Below are 17,470 nucleotides of genomic sequence, written 5' to 3'. Positions count from 1 at the left end.
CTCGTCCGCATTTTTCCCCAGGATCAGTTCCTGTGCTCGTCGAAGGCGGCGATGGTGACGCGGTGCATGACGCGACGTTCGGTGTAGTCCGCCACCGCGTAGTGCTGGGTGCTGCGGTTGTCCCAGAAGGCCAGCGTGCCCGGCCGCCAGTTCAGGCGCACCTGGAACTCCGGGGAGCGGATGTGGTCGACGAGGTACGGCAGGAGCGCCTCGTTCTCCCGGTCCGACAGCCCGACCAGGCGGGTGGTCGACGCGCGGTTCACGAACAGCGATTTCCTGCCGGTCTCCGGGTGGACGCGCACGACGGGCCGCTCGTACGGAGGCCACTTCGCCTGCATGGCGGCCAGATCGTAGTCGTGCCCCTTGGATATGGCCTTCCTCATGGAGTTCGTGATGTCGTGCACGGCGGTCAGCTCGTCGCAGAGCCGCTGGATCGGCGGGGACAGCGTCTCGTACGCCATGCACGTGTTGGCCCACATCGTGTCGCCGCCCACCGAGGGCAACTGGACGCAACGCAGCAGGGAGCCCATGGGCGGCTCGGGCTCGAAGGTGTTGTCACTGTGCCACTCGTCGCCTCCCTCGCCCTTGGGGTCGACCTGGTCGAGGCGGTGGATGGGACTGGACTGGTCCTTGTTGAACGCAGGGATGTTGAGCCTGCCGAACCGCAGCGCGAACCGTGCGTGCTCCTCGTCGTCGATGGGCTGGTCCCTGAAGAAGAGCACCAGGTGCTCCAGCCAGCCCTGCCTGATGGCGTGGACCTCGTCCTCCGACAACGGCTTGCGCAGATCGACCCCGGTGACCTCGGCGCCGATGTTCCTGGTCATGGGCCTGAACTCGATCATGTCTCCTGGATTCCTCCCTCTTCGTCGCCCTCCCTCAGCATCTAAGCAAGCAACCGCTTGGTCAAGTCACCGGGCTGTTCCGCCGCTGTGCACGGGAGTGGCACCGGCCGCGAGAGCGGTCACCCACGCAGGCCGTACGGGCTCGGGAGGCCGTCGAGTCGCGGAGCACGTTGCACCTTCGGCACAATGTTCGATATGGCCCGACGGACTACCACACCCCCGCCAGACGAGGACTTCGAGGAGCGGATCGTCGACATCGACGTTTCGACCGAGATGCGCACCAGCTATCTGGAGTACGCGTACTCCGTGATCTACCAGCGCGCGCTCCCCGACGCCCGCGACGGACTGAAGCCGGTCCAGCGCCGCATCCTCTACTCGATGAGCGAGATGGGCCTGCGGCCAGACCGGGGGCACGTCAAGTCCTCACGGGTCGTCGGTGACGTGATGGGCAAGCTCCACCCGCACGGTGACACCGCGATCTACGACGCCCTGGTGCGCATGGCGCAGCCGTTCTCGATGCGGCTCCCGCTGGTCGACGGCCACGGCAACTTCGGCTCGCCCGACGACCAGCCCGCGGCGATGCGCTACACCGAGGCGCGCCTCGACCCGGCGTCCATGCTGATGGTGCAGTCGATCGACGAGGAGACCGTCGACTTCAAGCCCAACTACGACGGCCAGGAGACCGAGCCCACGGTCCTGCCCAGCGCCTTCCCAAACCTCCTCGTGAACGGCGCCGCGGGCATCGCGGTCGGCATGGCGACCAACATGGCGCCGCACAACCTCGTCGAGGTCATCGCCGCGGCCCGCCACCTCATCAAGAACCCGGGCGCGTCGCTCGACGAGCTCATGCGCTTCGTGCCCGGGCCCGACCTGCCGACCGGTGGCTCGATCATCGGGCTGGCCGGTGTCAGGGACGCCTACGAGACCGGCCGCGGCACCTTCCGCATGCGCGCCAAGGCGACGATCGACCAGGTCACCCCGCGCCGCAAGGGCATCATCGTCACCGAGCTGCCCTTCAACGTCGGCCCCGAGCGGGTCATCACCAAGATCAAGGAGCTGGTGACCTCCAAGAAGCTCTCCGGCATCTCCGATCTGAAGGATCTCACCGACCGGCACAAGGGCCTGCGCCTGGTCATCGAGATCAAGAACGGCTTCCACCCCGAGGCCGTGCTCGCCGAGCTCTACCGCATGACCCCGATGGAGGAGACCTTCGGGATCAACAACGTGGCGCTGGTCGACGGCCAGCCCCGCACCCTCGGTCTCAGGGAACTGCTCCGCGTCTTCGTGGACCACCGCATCGAGGTCGTGCGCCGCCGCTCCACCTACCGGCGACGCAGGCGTGAGGAGCGCCTCCACCTGGTCGACGGCCTCATCGTCGCCCTCCTCAACATCGACGAGGTCATCCAGGTCATCCGCTCCTCCGACGACTCCGCCGAGGCACGCAGCCGGCTCATGGAGGTCTTCGACCTGTCGGAGATCCAGTCCAACTACATCCTCGACACGCCGCTGCGCCGCCTCACCAGGTACGACAAGCTCGAGCTCGACCGCGAGCGGCAGATCCTCCAGGAGGAGATCGCCGAGCTGACCGCGATCCTCTCGTCGGAGGACCGCCTGCGCAGGGTCGTCTCGGCCGAGCTGGCCGAGGTCGCCAAGACGTACGGCACGCCGCGCCGCACCGTCCTGCTGGAGGCCGGAGCCGTCACCACGCCCGGCGCGATCCCGCTGGAGGTCGCCGACGACCCCTGCCTGGTGCTGCTCTCCTCGACCGGCCTTCTCGCCCGCACGGGCGACGACTCGCCGCTCGGCGCCGGGGAGGAACGCTCGGCCCACGACGTGCTGGTCTCGGTCGTGCGGTCGACGGTGCGGGGCGAGGTCGGCGTGGTGACGTCGGCCGGGCGCCTGATCAGGGTCTCCGTGGTCGACCTGCCGACCCTGCCGCCTCTGGCCAGCCCGCCGTCCCTGTCGGGCGGCCACCCGGTCAGCGAGTACGTCACGCTGAACCCCGGCGAGCTGGTCGTGGGCCTCGGATCCCTCGACCCGGAGGGGCCCGGTCTCGCGCTCGGCACCGCCCAGGGCATGGTCAAGCGCGTCGTTCCCGAGTATCCCGCGAACCGCAACGACTTCGAGGTCATCGGCCTCAAGCCGGGCGACAGCGTGGTCGGGGCCGTGGAGCTCACCTCCGACGACCACGACCTGGTGTTCATCAGCTCCGATGCCCAGCTCCTGCGCTTCCCCGCCTCGTCCGTACGGCCGCAGGGCCGCCCGGCCGGCGGCATGGCCGGCATCCGCCTCGACGACGGCGCGAAGGTCGTCTGGTTCGGTGTCGTGGACCCCGCCCGCGAGGCCCGCGTCGTGACGATCGCCGGCTCCGCCACCGCGCTACCCGGCACGGAGGCCGGGGGCGGCAAGGTGTCGGACTACGCGGAGTTCCCGCCCAAGGGCAGGGCGACGGGCGGCGTGCGGGCCCAGCGCTTCCTCAAGGGTGAGGACGTGCTCATCCTCGCCTGGGCGGGCCCGGCTCCGATCAAGGCGGTGTCCTCCACGGGCAAGCCCGTCGAGCTGCCGTCCGAGCTGGGCCGCAGGGACGGGTCCGGTCTCCGCATGGCCTCGGCGATCGCCGCGATCGGCGGGGCGCTCGGCAGCGGCCCCGGCGCGGGCGAAGCGGACGGGCACCCGGAGGACCAGGAAGGCGTGCCGGCGGCCGACCCGGGCGAGCAGCTCTTCTGAGCCGGCGACTCCCGCAGGCCGGGCCGGCGGGAGCACCACGTGGGTCGCCGGAGCCGTTTCATCGGGCTCCGGCGACCAAACGAGGAGCCTAGTCGGCGTCGCAGAGGCAGAAGGGATGGCCGGCGGGGTCCAGGAAGACCGTGAAGTCCCCGGCCTCCCCCGGCTGGTGCAGGTGCTTGACGGCGCCTAGCGCCAGCACCTCGGCCTCGGCCTTCTCGCGGTCGTCCACCGTCAGGTCGAGGTGGAGCTGCTGCGGATGGTCGGACGAGGGCCAGTCCGGCGGCTGATAGCCGTCCGCCCGCTGGAACGACAGCCTGATCTCGCCGCCGTCGCTCAGGCTCACCCACGCGTCATCCCGGTAGAGGATCTTCCAGCCGACCACGGCGGCGTAGAACTCGGCCAGAGCCTTGGGGTCCGGGCAGTCGAGCACCACAGCACGCATGCGCGCGATCTCGCTCATGATCACTTCCTCTGCTGATCTTCGCCGGCGACACCGCCCACCAGGGTACAGCGGTGTTTGGAGGCTGAAACCGGTTAAGTGGCTGTTCGGACGTGCCAGGAGGCACGACCACTTCGCCCCCGTATCCCAGGCGCGGCGCCCCAAACCGCTACGGACGGTGACACGCCGGCGCCGAGCCCGTACGCCGGCTACTGGCGTGAGGGGACGGCGTCTCCCCTGGCCACGGGCGCGATGGCCGTCAGCAGCTCCCACGGCTCGCCGTCCTGCCAGAAGTCGATCAGCTTGGCCGCCGCCTCTCCCGGCTCGAAGTCGCCGAACCCGTGCGGGCCGAAGCATCCGGCCTCTTCCAGCGCGACGACCAGCGGGTCGTCCTCCGGAAGCGTCTGCGCGTAGGCGGCGGCGTCCAGGAGCGCGAGCGCGCAGCGGGCGTTCCAGCCGCCGTCCTTGCGCTGGACCCGGTCGAGCCGCCACCTGGCCCGGGCGCGCAGATATCCGGCGAGCGAATCGGTCATCCCCACAGCGAGCCTCCCCAAAGATCTTGCACGTATCGTTGACCCATCATCACCGAAAGTGACGAGCGATCGGGGGATCTTTGCGAAGCCGCTTCCGGACACCCCCGGGGGTATTGCCAAAAACGGCATCCGGGAACATTGGCATCATGACGGAAGCATTCGACGATCTGCTGGCCGCCAATGAGGAATACGCCCAAACCTTCCAGGGCTCGAACCTGAGCGGCCACGCGCTGCGCGGCCTCGCCGTGGTCACCTGCATGGACTCGCGCATCGACCCGCTGGGCCTGCTAGGCCTCGCGGCGGGAGACGCGAAGATCCTGCGCAACGCGGGCGCCCGGGTCACCCCCGACGTGCTGCGCACGCTCGTCCTGGCGGTTTACCTCCTCGGCGTCGAGCGTGTCCTGGTCATGCCGCACACCGACTGCCGGATGGCCAAGTCGACCGACGAGGATGTCCACGAGCTGATCAGCAGGGAGCACGGTGTCGACACGCGCAGCCTGGAGTTCCACACGGTGCCCGACCAGGACGCGGCACTGCGGCGCGACCTGATCAGGATCCGCACCTACCCGTACCTGCCGGAGCGCCTGGCCATCGGAGGTGCGGTGTACGACGTCCACACGGGCAAGCTGATGCCCGTCGCGCTGTGACCCCCGAGACGGAGCTGTGACGGCCCACAGCCTGGAGACCACGATCGCGTGACCCGATCCCAAGGACCGGGTCACGCGATCGTTCTGTCGCGCCTCAGGCGTCGATGTGGTCGCGGTCGACCTCGGCGGCGCTGCCGACGATGAACTCGCGCCGGGGAGCGACGTCGCTGCCCATGAGAAGCGCGAAGATCTGCTCAGCGGCCTCGACGTCCTCGATGCGGACCCGGCGGAGCGTGCGGTGGCGCGGCTCCATGGTGGTCTCCGCGAGCTGGTCGGCGTCCATCTCGCCGAGGCCCTTGTAACGCTGGATGGGATCCTTCCAGCGCTTGCCCCGGCGTTCGAGGTCGCGCAGCACCCTGTGCAGCTCGGCGTCGGAGTAGGTGTAGATGTACTTGTCCTTGCCCCTGCCCGGGTTGGTGACCTCGATGCGGTGCAGGGGAGGCACGGCGGCGAACACGCGCCCCGCCTCGACCATGGGCTTCATGTAGCGGTGGAAGAGCGTCAGCAGCAGGCAGCGGATGTGGGCGCCGTCGACGTCGGCGTCGGCCATCAGGATGACCTTGCCGTAGCGCGCGGCCTCGATGTCGAACCCTCGGCCGGAGCCGGCGCCGATCACCTGGATGATCGCGGCGCACTCGGCGTTCTTGAGCATGTCGGCGACCGAGGCCTTCTGGACGTTCAGGATCTTGCCGCGGATCGGCAGCAGGGCCTGGAACTCCGAGTCGCGGGCCGCGCGGGCGGTGCCGAGCGCGGAGTCGCCCTCGACGATGAACAGCTCGCTGCGGTCGACGGCGTCGCTGCGGCAGTCGACCAGCTTGGCGGGCAGCGCGGAGTTCTCAAGGGCGCTCTTGCGGCGCTGGTTGTCGCGGTGCTCGCGGGCCGCGATGCGGGCCTTGGCCGCCGCGACGATCTTCTCGAGGACCGCGCGGAGCTGCAGCTTGTGGGCGCGCTTGGTGCTGGCGAACAGCTCCTTCAGCTCGCGGGTGACCACGTGGGACACGATGCGGCTCGCCGCCGAGGTGCCGAGGACCTCCTTGGTCTGCCCCTCGAACTGCGGCTCGGGCACCCGGACCGTGACAACGGCGGTGAGGCCCTCAAGGATGTCCTCCTTGGTGACCGGGTCGTCGCCGTTCTTGAGCAGGCGGGTCTCCCTGAGCTGCTCGTTGATCGTGCGATGCAGGGCGCGCTCGAAGCCGCTGACGTGGGTGCCGCCCTTGGGCGTGGCGATCACGTTGACGAACGAGCGCACGGTGGTCTCGTAGCCCTTGCCCCAGCGGACGGCGACGTCGACGGTGAGCTCGCGCTCGACCTCGGTGGAGGTCATGTGGCCCTGCTCGTCGAGCACGGGGACGGTCTCGTGGAAGTGGCCGACGCCCTGCAGCCGCATGACGTCGCAGACGGACTCGTCGCGGGCCAGGAACTCGGTGAACTCGGAGATGCCGCCGTCGAAGCGGAACTCCTCCTCGGCGGGCTCCTCGCCCCGGCTGTCGCGCACCGCGATCGTGAGCCCGGGGACCAGGAAGGCGGTCTGCCGCGCGCGGACGTGGATCTCGTCGAGCGAGACCTCGGCCTCGCGCAGGAAGATCTGGCTGTCGACCCACCAGCGCACGCGCGTGCCGGTGATCTTCTTGGCGAGGGCGCCGCCGTCGCGCAGGCCGGACTTCTTCTTGAACTTGGCGGTGGGGCCGTCGCCCTCGAAGACGCCGGGCACGCCGCGACGGAAGCTCATCTCGTGGATGCGCCCGCCAAGGTCGACCTCGACGTCGAGCCGGGCGGACAGGGCGTTGACCACGGAGGCGCCGACGCCGTGCAGGCCGCCGGAGGCGCCGTAGGACCCGCCACCGAACTTGCCGCCGGCGTGGAGCTTGGTGAAGACGAGCTCGACGCCCACGAGGCCGCTCTTGGGCTCGACGTCGACGGGGATGCCGCGGCCGTCGTCACGGACCTCGATGGACCCGTCGGGGAACAGCTCGACCTCGATGCGCTTGCAGAAGCCGGCGAGAGCCTCGTCGACGGCGTTGTCCACGATCTCCCAGAGGCAGTGCATGAGACCGCGGCTGTCAGTGGACCCGATGTACATTCCGGGGCGCTTACGGACGGCCTCCAGGCCCTCCAGCACCGACAGATGACGGGCCGTGTAACCCGCCTCCGTGCTGACTGCCGTCACTCCCACTCCCACTGAGCATCGAACATGTGTGCGTAGCCTACCGTTTCTTGATGTTCCGCCGCGCCTAAGCGTGCCATCAACAAGGGCTTCTGCGTCAGGCGGACCTCGATTCACGTCACTTAACGACACATTCTGCTCTCGGCGTATCCGGAAGGCGATTGGGAACGTCTGCATCGGGTTAGATGTTGAGCCAAGTGACTGACGCCAAATCCCCACGTCAGTGGGGTGACCCGAAAGGCGATACGTGACTGGAGCTCTCGCCCCCACCAAGCCGCTGACCGCCGTGGACCGGTGCGACCGGTGCGGCGCCCAGGCGTACATCCGCGCGTCCCTCCCCGTGGGCGGGGAGCTACTGTTCTGCGCTCACCACGGGCGTCGGCACATCGCGGCACTGCGCGACAAGGGTGCCGACATCCAGGACGAGTCGGCGCGCCTGAGCGAAACCCCTACATCGAACGCCAGCGAACGGTGAGCATGCGCCCGCCGCTCTGACCCCGATAAACAAGCGACAACCACATAAGTGAACGCGGCGATCTCGGATGGCGTCCCCCTGGGCGACCATCTCGGGGCTCGCCGCGTCGCTGTCTTCCAGGCCGGACCGTGCCTCCCCCGTCTCGGGGCTCGCCGTGTCGCGGTCTTCCGGCCGGGCCGGCCCTCCCACGGCACGGGCCATGCGCCGCCCCCTTGGGGTTTCACCGGACGCGGTAGTGGTAGCCACCCGCCGGCGTGAAGCCCTCCGAGGCGTACATGGCCCTGGCCGCGAGGTTGGACGCCACCACGACGAGGTAGGCCTTCGAGGCGCCTCGCGCCCGGCCGTGGGCAAGCAGGGCCCGCAGCACGCTTCGGCCCAGCCCCTGGCGCCGCGCGTGGGGCAGCGTGGCCATGCAGTAGATCCCCAGCGTGCCGCCCTGCAGCACGGAGCGCCCGACGGCGACCGGCCCGCCGTCGCGCCCGACGGCGGCGTAGCTCGCGGGCACCCCTCGGACGATCCGCCCCGCGGCGGCCAGTCCGTCCTGCCCTAACCGCCCGTCCACCGCCCACCAGACGGCGAGCCACGCCTCGGAGGGACGGCCGAGGATCTCCACATCATGAGCGGCGGGCTCCCCGGCCGTGGAGGCGACCATGCAGACCGTCTCGTCGACCGCGCGATATCCCCGCCCGGCCAGCAGCTCGTCCAGACCGGGCGCAGCGCGGGGGCCCATTGAGAAGACGCACGGCAGCCCCCGCTCGGCGTAGAACTTCTCGGCGGCGTCGACCGCCCTGTCCAGATCGTCCGGCGTGGCCCAGGGAAGCACCGAGTTGGCGCGCTTGGTCACCCCGTCGGCGTGACGCAGGACCCAGCCGTCCAGCGCTTCCTGGTAGGGCGCCGGCCAGGCCCGGTGCACGAGATCGTCAAGGTCAAGGCTGTCCCCGCTCATCGGCGCAGACTAACCGATCCGCCCCGGCCCGGGACGGCAGGGTGCCGGGACCCCGTTGACCTGCGGGGGGCTAGGATCGGAGTCCGTGCTGATCCTCCTGCCTCCGTCCGAGGGCAAGGCCGCCCGCAGTAGGGGGGCCGCCCTGGATCTCGGCTCCCTGAGCTTCCCCGCCCTGACCTCCGCGCGCGAGAAAGCCCTCGACGCCCTCACCGCCCTGGTCCAGGGGCCGCGGGAGGAGGCGCTGGAGGTGCTGGGCCTGTCCCCAGGTCAGGCCGGCGAGCTCGACAGGAACCTGCGGCTGCGCACCGCCCCCACCCTTCCCGCTTCACGGCTCTACACCGGCGTGCTCTACGACAACCTCGGGCTCGCCACCCTGGACGCGAGGGCGCGTCGCCGCGCGCAGCGCTCGGTGATCGTGTTCTCGGGGTTGTGGGGCGCGCTGCGGCTCTCCGACCGTGTCCCGCCCTACCGCCTGTCCATGGGCGTGCGGCTGCCGCCGCTGGGCGGCCTCGCGGCCCACTGGCGTTCCTCTCTGTCGGAGGCACTCGACGCGGAGGCGGGGATGGTGGTCGACCTGCGGTCGTCGACGTACGCCCAGGCCTGGCAGCCGGGGTCGCGCGCCACGACGGTGCGGGTGCTGAGGGAGACCGCCGGCGCCCGCTCGGTGGTGAGCCACATGGCCAAGGCCACGCGCGGCGCCGTCGCGCGGTCGCTGGTGGAGTGCGGCGCCGACCCGCGAAGCCCGCAGGAGCTGGCCGAGCTCCTGGCAGGGCTCGGCCACGTCACCGAGCTCGGCCCCCCGCCCCTGAAGGGCAGGCCCTGGACCCTGGACGTCGTTATCCGTTCGTGATCACATTCAGGCGTGAACACGCCTTGTGGAACTCCTTCGCCGGGTCGCCCAGGTGCGACCAGGGCAGCACGCTGAACCTGCCGCCCGTGCGCGTGAGGTGCCCTCGGGCCGGCCGCCGCATGTCGGCCAGGTAGAAGGCCGCGCCGAAGGCGTTGTGCGCCTCCACGGCCCTCGGATGCGCCCTCCCGCCCCGGGTCTCGTGCCACCGGCCCGCCGCCGAGGTGATCTCCCGCTGCACCTCGTACGAGACCCAGGCGCGTGACCGCCCCGACCGCTCGTTGGCGACGTGCTCGAAGTAGGCGAGGGGCAGCAGCGCCGCCAGGGGATCACCGTCGGGAGCCTGCCGGCCCGCGGCCCGGGCGAAGTCGAACATCTCCTGGCTCGTGCCGCCCCATCCGGGGGACAGGGTGACCAGCCGGGCGGCATTGGCGGCGAACAGCGTGCGGTGGCGGCGCGACGCCTCCGACCAGATGGAGTCCTTCTCCTCCCTCGGCCGCTCCAAGCCGAGCGCCAGCCAGAGAAGGGAGACCCAGGGCGCCGGATCGGCCGGCATCAGCTGGGCGGCCGCCAGCAGCGGGCCCCGCGCCGCCTCCATCGCCTGGTGGAAGACGCGCATCCGGTCGGCCTGCACGGCCCGCGCCCGTACGTCGGGCTTGATCTCCCAGGCCTCCTCGACGCGGGTGCGGCCGAGCCACAGCCACAGATCGGGGTTGACCCGATCTCGCGACAGAAGGGCCTCGATGCCTCCCGCGAGGCCCACGGCAGCCTTGGCCAGCGCCTCGACCCGCAACGCGCGAACCTCGGGGTCGCCCCGGGTCGCGACGAGCGCGGGAATGGCGGGTTCGAGATATCCACGTCCCAGAGCGTTCACCGCGTCGTCGAGCACGGTGTCGGCCCATGGACGGCTTGCGATCAGTCGTGGCCCCCGAGCACGCGCCCGATCCACTTCGATCACACCCATGGGCGGTGAGCCTAGAAGCCGTCAAGACTTGTGCCGCTACCGCGACGTTACGGCTGGGTTAACGGCGGCGTCCGCAAAGCACCGAAGACGCGGAACGGCTCCCGCCCTGCCCGGGCGGGAGCCGATCGGTCGTCAGTCGAGATAGTCGCGCAGAACCTGCGAGCGCGACGGGTGGCGGAGCTTCGACATGGTCTTGGACTCGATCTGCCGGATGCGCTCGCGCGTCACCCCGTAGACCTTGCCGATCTCGTCGAGGGTCTTCGGCTGGCCGTCGGTGAGGCCGAACCGCATGGAGACCACGCCCGCCTCGCGCTCCGACAGCGTGTCGAGCACGGAGTGGAGCTGCTCCTGGAGCAGGGTGAAGCTGACCGCGTCGGCCGGGACGATGGCCTCGGAGTCCTCGATCAGGTCACCGAACTCGCTGTCGCCCTCCTCACCGAGGGGGGTGTGCAGGGAGATCGGCTCGCGGCCGTACTTCTGGACCTCGACGACCTTCTCAGGGGTCATGTCGAGCTCGCGCGCCAGCTCCTCGGGAGTCGGCTCGCGACCGAGATCCTGCAGCATCTGCCGCTGGACCCGGGCCAGTTTGTTGATCACTTCGACCATGTGGACGGGGATGCGGATGGTCCGCGCCTGGTCGGCCATGGCGCGGGTGATCGCCTGGCGGATCCACCACGTGGCGTAGGTGGAGAACTTGTAACCCTTGGTGTAGTCGAACTTCTCGACCGCCCGGATCAGGCCCAGGTTGCCCTCCTGGATCAGGTCCAGGAAGAGCATGCCGCGGCCGGTGTAGCGCTTGGCCAGCGAGACCACCAGGCGGAGGTTGGCCTCCAGCAGGTGGTTCTTGGCGCGGCGGCCGTCCTCGGCGATCCACTCGAGCTCGGCGCGGACGTCGACGGGAAGCCTCTCGCCGTCGTTCGCGAGCTGCTCCTCGGCGAAGAGGCCGGCCTCGATGCGCTTGGCCAGCTCGACCTCCTGCTCGGCGTTGAGCAGCGGGACCTTGCCGATCTGCTTGAGGTAGTCCTTCACCGGATCGGCGGTGGCTCCGGCGGCGGCGACCTGCGCCACGGGGGCGTCGTCGTCGTCATCGGAGAGGATCAGGACCTCGTCGTCGCTCTGGACCTCGACGCCGGGCTTGGGCTCGGCCTCGACCTCGACCTCGGCTTCCGCCTCGATCTCGACCTCCGGCTCGGCCTCGGCCTCGACCTCTGTGTCGGTGTCGGCCACGGCCTCGACCTCCACGTCGATGTCGAAGTCCTCGAGCTCGAGGTCACCCTCGATGTCGAGGTCCTCGTCGTCCTCGGAGGAGACCTTGGGCTTTGTTTCGATCTTGGGCGATGGCGACGCGGGCACGGCGACCTCCGGCTTGGCCTTCTTGGCGAGGGCGGCAGGGGTTGCGACCTTGGCGGGAGCGTCAGGGGCTGGTGCGGCCTTCTTCACCGGCGCGGCCTTCTTGGCCACCGGCTTCTTGGCGACCGGCTTGTCAGCCGGCGCCGCGGCCTCGCCCCCGGCACCGCTCACCACGGCCGTGACGGTATCGGGCTGCTCCTTGGCCGCCGCGGTGGCGGTCTTGGTCTTCTTCACGGGGGCGGCGGTGCGACGCTTGGCCGGGCCACGAGATTTCTTGGGCGCCGCCGAGTCCGCGGCGGTCACCACGACGGTCACACCCTCCTTGCTGAGGTTCCGAAGGAACCCAGCGGCGTGCGACATCGGGATGTCCGCCTCCTCGAAGGCCTTGCGGACATCCTCAGACTCGAGGAAACCCTGCGAGCGCCCACGCTCGATGAGCCGCTGAATGACGGGCTCGTTCAGCTCAGATGGCTTCGAGCGAGTCGAACTTGCAGGCGACACGAACACCTCTCGAACGAACGCATGGTGAGAATGGACCCAGGTGCCCGCTAGGGGCGCTTGCTTCTTTTCGGTGGAGGGCCGTGCGGACCGCGACGTACCTGCCCAGCATTCTGGCATGACCCCGCCGTCCTTACGGCCGCCTCACAGCGGTTGCCCTCCACCCTAGGCCGACCGGAACAGTAGTGCGTACGGAAGCGGGTCACCGATACCCGAAAGCAACCCTTATGACTGTTTCATTCAGTCACTCTTTGTGGCGGCCGGCACATGAACGGCGAGCACCGTGACGTCATCGTCCTGCTCATACCCCGCCAGCATCCGATCCACCAGGAAGTCAAGCAACATATGCGGATTTCCTAGGACTTCAGGGGGCGCTTCGCCGACCACAGAACATAGTTCTGCGAGTCCGGCGTCGAGCCCCCGCTTGCGGTTCTCCACGAGCCCGTCCGAGTAGAGCACCGCGGTGTGACCCGGCGGGACGCAGAACCGGAACTGCTTGCGGATGGTGGGCCAGCCGAGCGGGGTGCCGGGCTCGCCCTCGGACAGCACCGCCGTGCCCTGCGGCGACACCAGCAGGGGCGGCGGGTGACCGGCCAGCGCGAGGGTGCCCTCGCCGGTGCCGGGCTCGACGACCATGTACGCCAGGGTCGTGACCTGCTCTTCCTCCTCGGTGGCGTCGAAGACCCTGTCGAGGCCGGTGAGCACGGCCGCGGGCGGCGGGTTGGTGAGGGCCAGGGCGCGCATGGCGTTGCGGATGCGGCCCATGCCCGCGGCGGCCTTGACGCCCTTGCCCATGACGTCGCCCACGACGGCCGCCACCCGGGCGTCCTGCAGGACGAACGCGTCGTACCAGTCGCCGCCGACCTGGACGTGCCTGCTGCCCGAGCGGAAGCGCTGGGCGAGCACCAGGCCGGGGATCACCGGCAGGCGGTCGGGCAGGAGGCTGCGCTGCAGCGTCTCGGCGGTGCGGTACTCGCGCTCGAACAGCGTGGCCCGCTCCACGGCGAGCGCGCACTGCCCTGCCAGGGCCTCCAGGAAGACGCCGTCCTCCTGCGAGATCTTCTGCGGCCGGGTGAAGGCGAACCGAAGCGCGCCGAGCGCCCGCCCGGCGGCCAGCAGCGGGAGGCCGACCCACGCCCGCTCGTCGCTGTGGGCCAGGAAGCCCGCGACCACCGCCTCGTCGCCGCCGGCCTCCACGAGCTGGGCGCGGAGGCTGTCGGGCGACTCGGCGAACACGGGCCTGCGGCTGTTGACCGCCATGGTCATCACGCTGGACTGCGAGAGCGGGATCTCCTCGCCGGCCGCCCCGGGAACATCGGGAAGGCCGCCGCTGTTGGTGAGCTTCAGCGCGGCCCGATCGGTGTCGAGGAGGGCGACGGCCGACCTGTCGGCGGCCAGGGCGGTGCGGCCGACGTCGATGATGACCTGCACGACCTGCTCGACAGTGAGCGCCTCGGCGAGCATCGCCGTGGCGCCCTGCAGGCGTGCCGTGCGCAGGGCGGCGGCGCCGAGCTGGTCGGTCAGGCGGCCCCGCATCTCCTCGGCCTCACGCTGCGGCGTGACGTCGCTGTTGGCGCCCACCCACTCGATGACCCGGCCGTGCCGGATGATCGGGACGGCCCGCACCTCGAAGTGCCGGTAACCGCTTGCCCGGGTGCGGACGCGATAGCTCCACTCGAACAGAGTGCGCCCGCGCAGGGCCTCGCGCCAGGCCTCGTCGGCGGCCGGGCGGTCATCGGGGTGGACGGCCTCCAGCCAGCCGTAGGCGAGGTATTCTTCGAGGCTCTGGCCGGTGATGGCGCGCCACTGCGGGGCGTCCTCGATCACGGCGCCGGTGGGCGAGGTGATCCACACGAGCTGCTGCTGCGACTCCACCAGCGAGCGGTAGCGCTCCTCGCTGCGGCGCAGCTCCTCCTCGGTGAGCTGGCGCTCGGTGACGTCGACGCCGAACAGGGCGACCCCGGCCAGCGCGCCCTTGTCACCGTGGATGGGATAGAACGACAGGGTCCAGTGCCGCTGCTCGCCGGTGGCGGACATGGTGCGGTAGCGCTGGTCGCCGTTGGCGATCGCGCGGTGCTCCTCGACGACCCTGTGCAGCGCCGCGTCGATCAGGGCCGAGAGGTCGGCGGCGAGGATCTCGGACGCCGCGTGACCGGCGTGCTCGTCGGCGGCGAGCCCGCTGACGTCGGCGAAGCTCTGGTTGACCCGCTGGAACCTGCCGGCCGTGTCGAAGAACGCGAAGGCGAACGGCGCCTCAGCGAGCAGGCCCTGGAACAGGGCGGGGTCTGAGATGTCCACACCCGACTCCCGGGGACGGGGCACGGAGGTTTCGGCGCTCATGGTCGGCACCTCCGTCGCGTGCCAGGGTCTCCCACGAGGCACATCTCCATAACTGTGATTGGTAGCGCGAACTGCACTACATCATCGGCGATGGGCACGCACGGACGGAAGCCCCGGCCGCGATGCGGTCAACGCATCCTGTCAAAAACGCGCCGCGGTGTGCAGCAAGATCGGCCGACTTTCTCGGCACTCGCCCCTTGGTCTGCCCGGTCTCCGCCACCTCGGCCAAGCCTTCACCTTCCGCCACCTCGGACCCGCACGGTAACGCGTCGTGCCCTGGGGCACGGCGTGTCCGGCAACCGGACGCGCTGGGGAACAGCTTCCCACAGGAGAAGCCGTGTGGTGCCGGATGTGCCCTTAACCCTTAGGGGTTGACACCTCCGCGATACAAGATGGAATGAGTACGCACGCCCCCTCAGCGCACTGGTCCGGGGGATGGATCTCCCCCGGCTCACCGGGAGGATGCGAAACCGCCCATGCCTGCTCTAGCAACGCGTTTCACCTGGGGAACCACCGAACCGCGAGTATCCGGACCGCACGCGGCCCAATCGGGCGCGGCCGGACCGCGTGAGCTCGTCAGCGCGCGCCTTTCCGACGAGTTCCTCACCGTGCCCATCGAGATCGTGGAACGATGCGTGGAGGACGTGTGGGCGTGCGCCGCCCACCTCGGAGTCGACGTCACCGCCCCCGTCGTGGAGCGCATCGCCCGAGAGCACCTGCTCGCGCTCGTCAGCTCGGCCCCCCTCGTGAGCCCTCCCGGATGACCGGGCCCGGCCAGGGGTAACACACATGCCCCCTGCCGGTGACACTCGCAGGCCCAGGTCGGTAACAGTCGGGCCTTCCGGGTAACAGCGGGGTCACCAGGCGGCGTTCCGTGCACCGTTTGGGCCTGGAATGCGAGAAGGTAAGGGGCGTGAGCCGCCGACGACGACGAGACCCCCGGGGCACCCAGCCGCCGGACGACGTGTTCGCGGAGATGCTTCTGGCGGCCCGCGAGTTGCTCGCCGTCCGCACCCCGCTCGACGCCGAGCTGATGGTGTCCGACATGCTCGGCGCGTGGTGGGGCCGCCGCCTGCGCCGGGGCGACGTCGAGGAGTTCCTCGGCGAGGGCCTGGTCGACTACGCCGCCAAGGCGGGCACGCCCGCCGCCCTGACGCTGCTGATCGCCGTGGCCTATCTCGGCACCGCCCGTCAGGCCGCCAAGGCCGAGGGCGCCGCGCTGGCCCTGATGGAGTCCGACGTGGCGAGGCCGCGCTGGGCCGAGCGGGTTGGAGCGGTCAAACCCCGGGGCTGCTACGTGTCCAGGGACGCCTACGGCGACCAGGACACCGTGGTGTGCACCTTCGCCTACCGGGGCTTTCCCAACCAGTCCGCCCAGGGCAAGATCGGCATGGGCCGGCCCGCGTCCGCCGGCCAGGGCGGGGCGGCGGGCCCCGGCCACCGTTCCGGCGCGAACGGGCACGATCGCGACGCCGAGGCCAGCGACCCCGCGGGCGGGCACGAGGCGGCGGGCCGCGGCACTTCCACGAGCGAGGCGGCCGGGCGGGCCCCCGAGGCCCACAGCGAGGACTCCCACGCCCTGGTGGTGATCGTCGACTACAACATGCGGGGCATGGCCCGCGACGCGTGGGTCTCCTCCCAGGTCGACAGCCTGCTCGAGAAGGCCGGCCTGGAGGCCGCGGGCAATCCCATGCTGCGCTTCGAGGAGATCGAGCCGCAGCAGGCCAGGGCGCTCCTGGAGTTCGCGATGAAGGCCACCACCGGGTCGCTGGGCCGCAAGTCGCCCAAGCTCGTCAGCGACAGCTACAGCGCCTACCACGCCTTCGCCAGGGCCCGCATCAAGGCGCTGCCCCCGGGTCGCAAGCGCCCCGCCCCGCTCTTCAGCGAGGCGCCCTACAGCCGCGACCGCCGCGCGATGCTCGCGGCGGAGTTCCTGGCCTCCGACGCGGCCGAGCACCTCTCCGACCCCTCGGCCGCTTCCCGGTGCGCCGACCACATCATCGACTACGGCTGCGACCAGGACTTCAACCGCCCGTTGCGGGTCAGCCCCACCAAGTGCGAGACGTTCCTGCTCGACTGGCTGCCGCGCAAGGTCCTCCTCGACCCCGCCGAGCAGGAGGCCATGCCCCACGTGCTGTTGTCGTGGGTCAGGTTCGCCGCCCCGAAGACCGGGCTGCCCGACGAGGGTCTCAGGGCGACGCTGGACGCCGTCTGGGAGGCCACGGGCCGCTTCACCGAGGCCTACCGCGATCCGACGACCTTCGGCCTGGACCGGTCCCTCGTCGAGCGCCTGCTGCCGGACGGCGATCTGTCGGCCCTCGCGAGGCGGGCGTTCGCGTTCCCGTTCCTGGAGGGCACGCACGGCGACATCGACCTCTCGGCCCTCCATCCGGCCGAGGACGCCGACCGCCGCATCCTGGTGGAGATCGACCACGCGGACGAGCGCGGCCGTCCCGACTACGCCGAGCACCTCGCCTGGCACGAGGAGATCGCCAAGCGGCTGTGGGACGGCGATCCCGAGCAGATGTGGGAGGCGGCCCAGCGCCTGCTCGACCTCGGGCACGACCGGCACGACGTGCTGCACGTGCTCATGGAGATCGCGGAGCGCATCGGCGACCACCCCGACGAGCTGGCCGCCGCGCTGGACGACATCGCCGACATCCCCGACGAGCCCCCCGCCCAGTGATCGGGCGCCCCG

General features: G+C 70.4%; 14 protein-coding genes. 6 read left to right on the top strand and 8 right to left on the bottom strand.

The features are described from left to right. Window positions 1–23: 23 nt before the first annotated feature. Window positions 24–842: a TauD/TfdA dioxygenase family protein gene (locus ACOZ38_RS10485; RefSeq protein WP_424529978.1), complete on the bottom strand. Its 819-nt coding sequence runs from the start codon at window positions 840–842 to the stop codon at window positions 24–26. A gap of 195 nt (window positions 843–1,037) precedes the next feature. Between ACOZ38_RS10485 and ACOZ38_RS10480 the strand changes: the two genes are divergently transcribed. Continuing rightward, the gene (locus tag ACOZ38_RS10480; protein WP_424529976.1) at window positions 1,038–3,569 is read left to right on the top strand and encodes a DNA gyrase/topoisomerase IV subunit A; all 2,532 of its coding nucleotides are present in this window, start codon (window positions 1,038–1,040) and stop codon (window positions 3,567–3,569) included. 88 nt (window positions 3,570–3,657) lie between these two features. Here the strand turns inward: ACOZ38_RS10480 and ACOZ38_RS10475 are convergent, their stop codons facing one another. Beyond that, window positions 3,658–4,029: a VOC family protein gene (locus ACOZ38_RS10475; protein ID WP_424529974.1), complete on the bottom strand. Its 372-nt coding sequence runs from the start codon at window positions 4,027–4,029 to the stop codon at window positions 3,658–3,660. 188 nt (window positions 4,030–4,217) lie between these two features. Next, a complete protein-coding gene (locus ACOZ38_RS10470) occupies window positions 4,218–4,541 on the bottom strand; it encodes a hypothetical protein (RefSeq protein WP_424529972.1) in 324 nt (107 codons plus the stop codon). Between the two features lie 146 nt (window positions 4,542–4,687). On the opposite strand from ACOZ38_RS10470, the gene ACOZ38_RS10465 reads away from it, so the two are divergent. Then, entirely contained in the window at window positions 4,688–5,188 is a 501-nt protein-coding gene (locus ACOZ38_RS10465) for a beta-class carbonic anhydrase (protein WP_424529970.1), read from the top strand. Window positions 5,189–5,282: 94 nt separating this feature from the next. Here ACOZ38_RS10465 and ACOZ38_RS10460 read toward each other — a convergent pair whose 3' ends face one another. Then, window positions 5,283–7,355, bottom strand: coding sequence for a DNA gyrase/topoisomerase IV subunit B (locus ACOZ38_RS10460; protein WP_424529968.1), 2,073 nt, complete (start codon window positions 7,353–7,355; stop codon window positions 5,283–5,285). Window positions 7,356–7,599: 244 nt separating this feature from the next. Between ACOZ38_RS10460 and ACOZ38_RS10455 the strand changes: the two genes are divergently transcribed. Beyond that, window positions 7,600–7,827, top strand: a complete 228-nt coding sequence (locus ACOZ38_RS10455; RefSeq protein ID WP_405145798.1) for a DUF7455 domain-containing protein — start codon at window positions 7,600–7,602, stop codon at window positions 7,825–7,827. A 220-nt stretch (window positions 7,828–8,047) separates the two neighbouring features. On the opposite strand, the gene ACOZ38_RS10450 is transcribed toward ACOZ38_RS10455, so the two are convergent. After that, the gene (locus tag ACOZ38_RS10450) at window positions 8,048–8,773 is read right to left on the bottom strand and encodes a GNAT family N-acetyltransferase (RefSeq protein ID WP_424529966.1); all 726 of its coding nucleotides are present in this window, start codon (window positions 8,771–8,773) and stop codon (window positions 8,048–8,050) included. Between the two features lie 85 nt (window positions 8,774–8,858). Here ACOZ38_RS10450 and yaaA point away from each other — a divergent pair, with 85 nt between their 5' ends. Next, window positions 8,859–9,623, top strand: a complete 765-nt coding sequence (gene yaaA / locus ACOZ38_RS10445) for a peroxide stress protein YaaA (protein ID WP_424529965.1) — start codon at window positions 8,859–8,861, stop codon at window positions 9,621–9,623. On the opposite strand, the gene ACOZ38_RS10440 is transcribed toward yaaA, so the two are convergent. The 3 genes from ACOZ38_RS10440 to ACOZ38_RS10430 all read right to left on the bottom strand — a co-directional run bounded on the left by ACOZ38_RS10440 (window position 9,610) and on the right by ACOZ38_RS10430 (window position 14,772). Continuing rightward, window positions 9,610–10,584, bottom strand: a complete 975-nt coding sequence (locus tag ACOZ38_RS10440) for a hypothetical protein (protein WP_405145793.1) — start codon at window positions 10,582–10,584, stop codon at window positions 9,610–9,612. The two genes, yaaA and ACOZ38_RS10440, sit on opposite strands and share 14 nt — an antisense overlap. 132 nt (window positions 10,585–10,716) lie before the next feature. Next, the gene (locus ACOZ38_RS10435; RefSeq protein ID WP_424529964.1) at window positions 10,717–12,435 is read right to left on the bottom strand and encodes an RNA polymerase sigma factor; all 1,719 of its coding nucleotides are present in this window, start codon (window positions 12,433–12,435) and stop codon (window positions 10,717–10,719) included. Window positions 12,436–12,672: 237 nt separating this feature from the next. Further along, window positions 12,673–14,772 (bottom strand): SpoIIE family protein phosphatase, encoded by a 2,100-nt coding sequence (locus ACOZ38_RS10430; RefSeq protein ID WP_424529962.1) that lies wholly within the window; start codon window positions 14,770–14,772, stop codon window positions 12,673–12,675. Between the two features lie 476 nt (window positions 14,773–15,248). Between ACOZ38_RS10430 and ACOZ38_RS10425 the strand changes: the two genes are divergently transcribed. Together ACOZ38_RS10425 and ACOZ38_RS10420 are read left to right on the top strand one after the other, a co-directional pair. Next, window positions 15,249–15,536, top strand: coding sequence for a hypothetical protein (locus tag ACOZ38_RS10425; RefSeq protein ID WP_405145787.1), 288 nt, complete (start codon window positions 15,249–15,251; stop codon window positions 15,534–15,536). 212 nt (window positions 15,537–15,748) lie between these two features. After that, window positions 15,749–17,458 carry a hypothetical protein gene (locus ACOZ38_RS10420; protein ID WP_424536981.1) on the top strand — a complete coding sequence of 570 codons (1,710 nt, stop codon included), beginning with the start codon at window positions 15,749–15,751 and terminating at the stop codon, window positions 17,456–17,458. The last annotated feature ends 12 nt before the right edge of the window (window positions 17,459–17,470 follow it).

Source organism: Sphaerisporangium viridialbum (genome assembly GCF_049674955.1).
Classification (GTDB): Bacteria; Actinomycetota; Actinomycetes; order Streptosporangiales; family Streptosporangiaceae; genus Sphaerisporangium; species Sphaerisporangium viridialbum.
The sequence above is the reverse complement of the archived record's forward strand: the minus strand, read 5'-3'. Positions and strand labels throughout refer to the sequence as shown.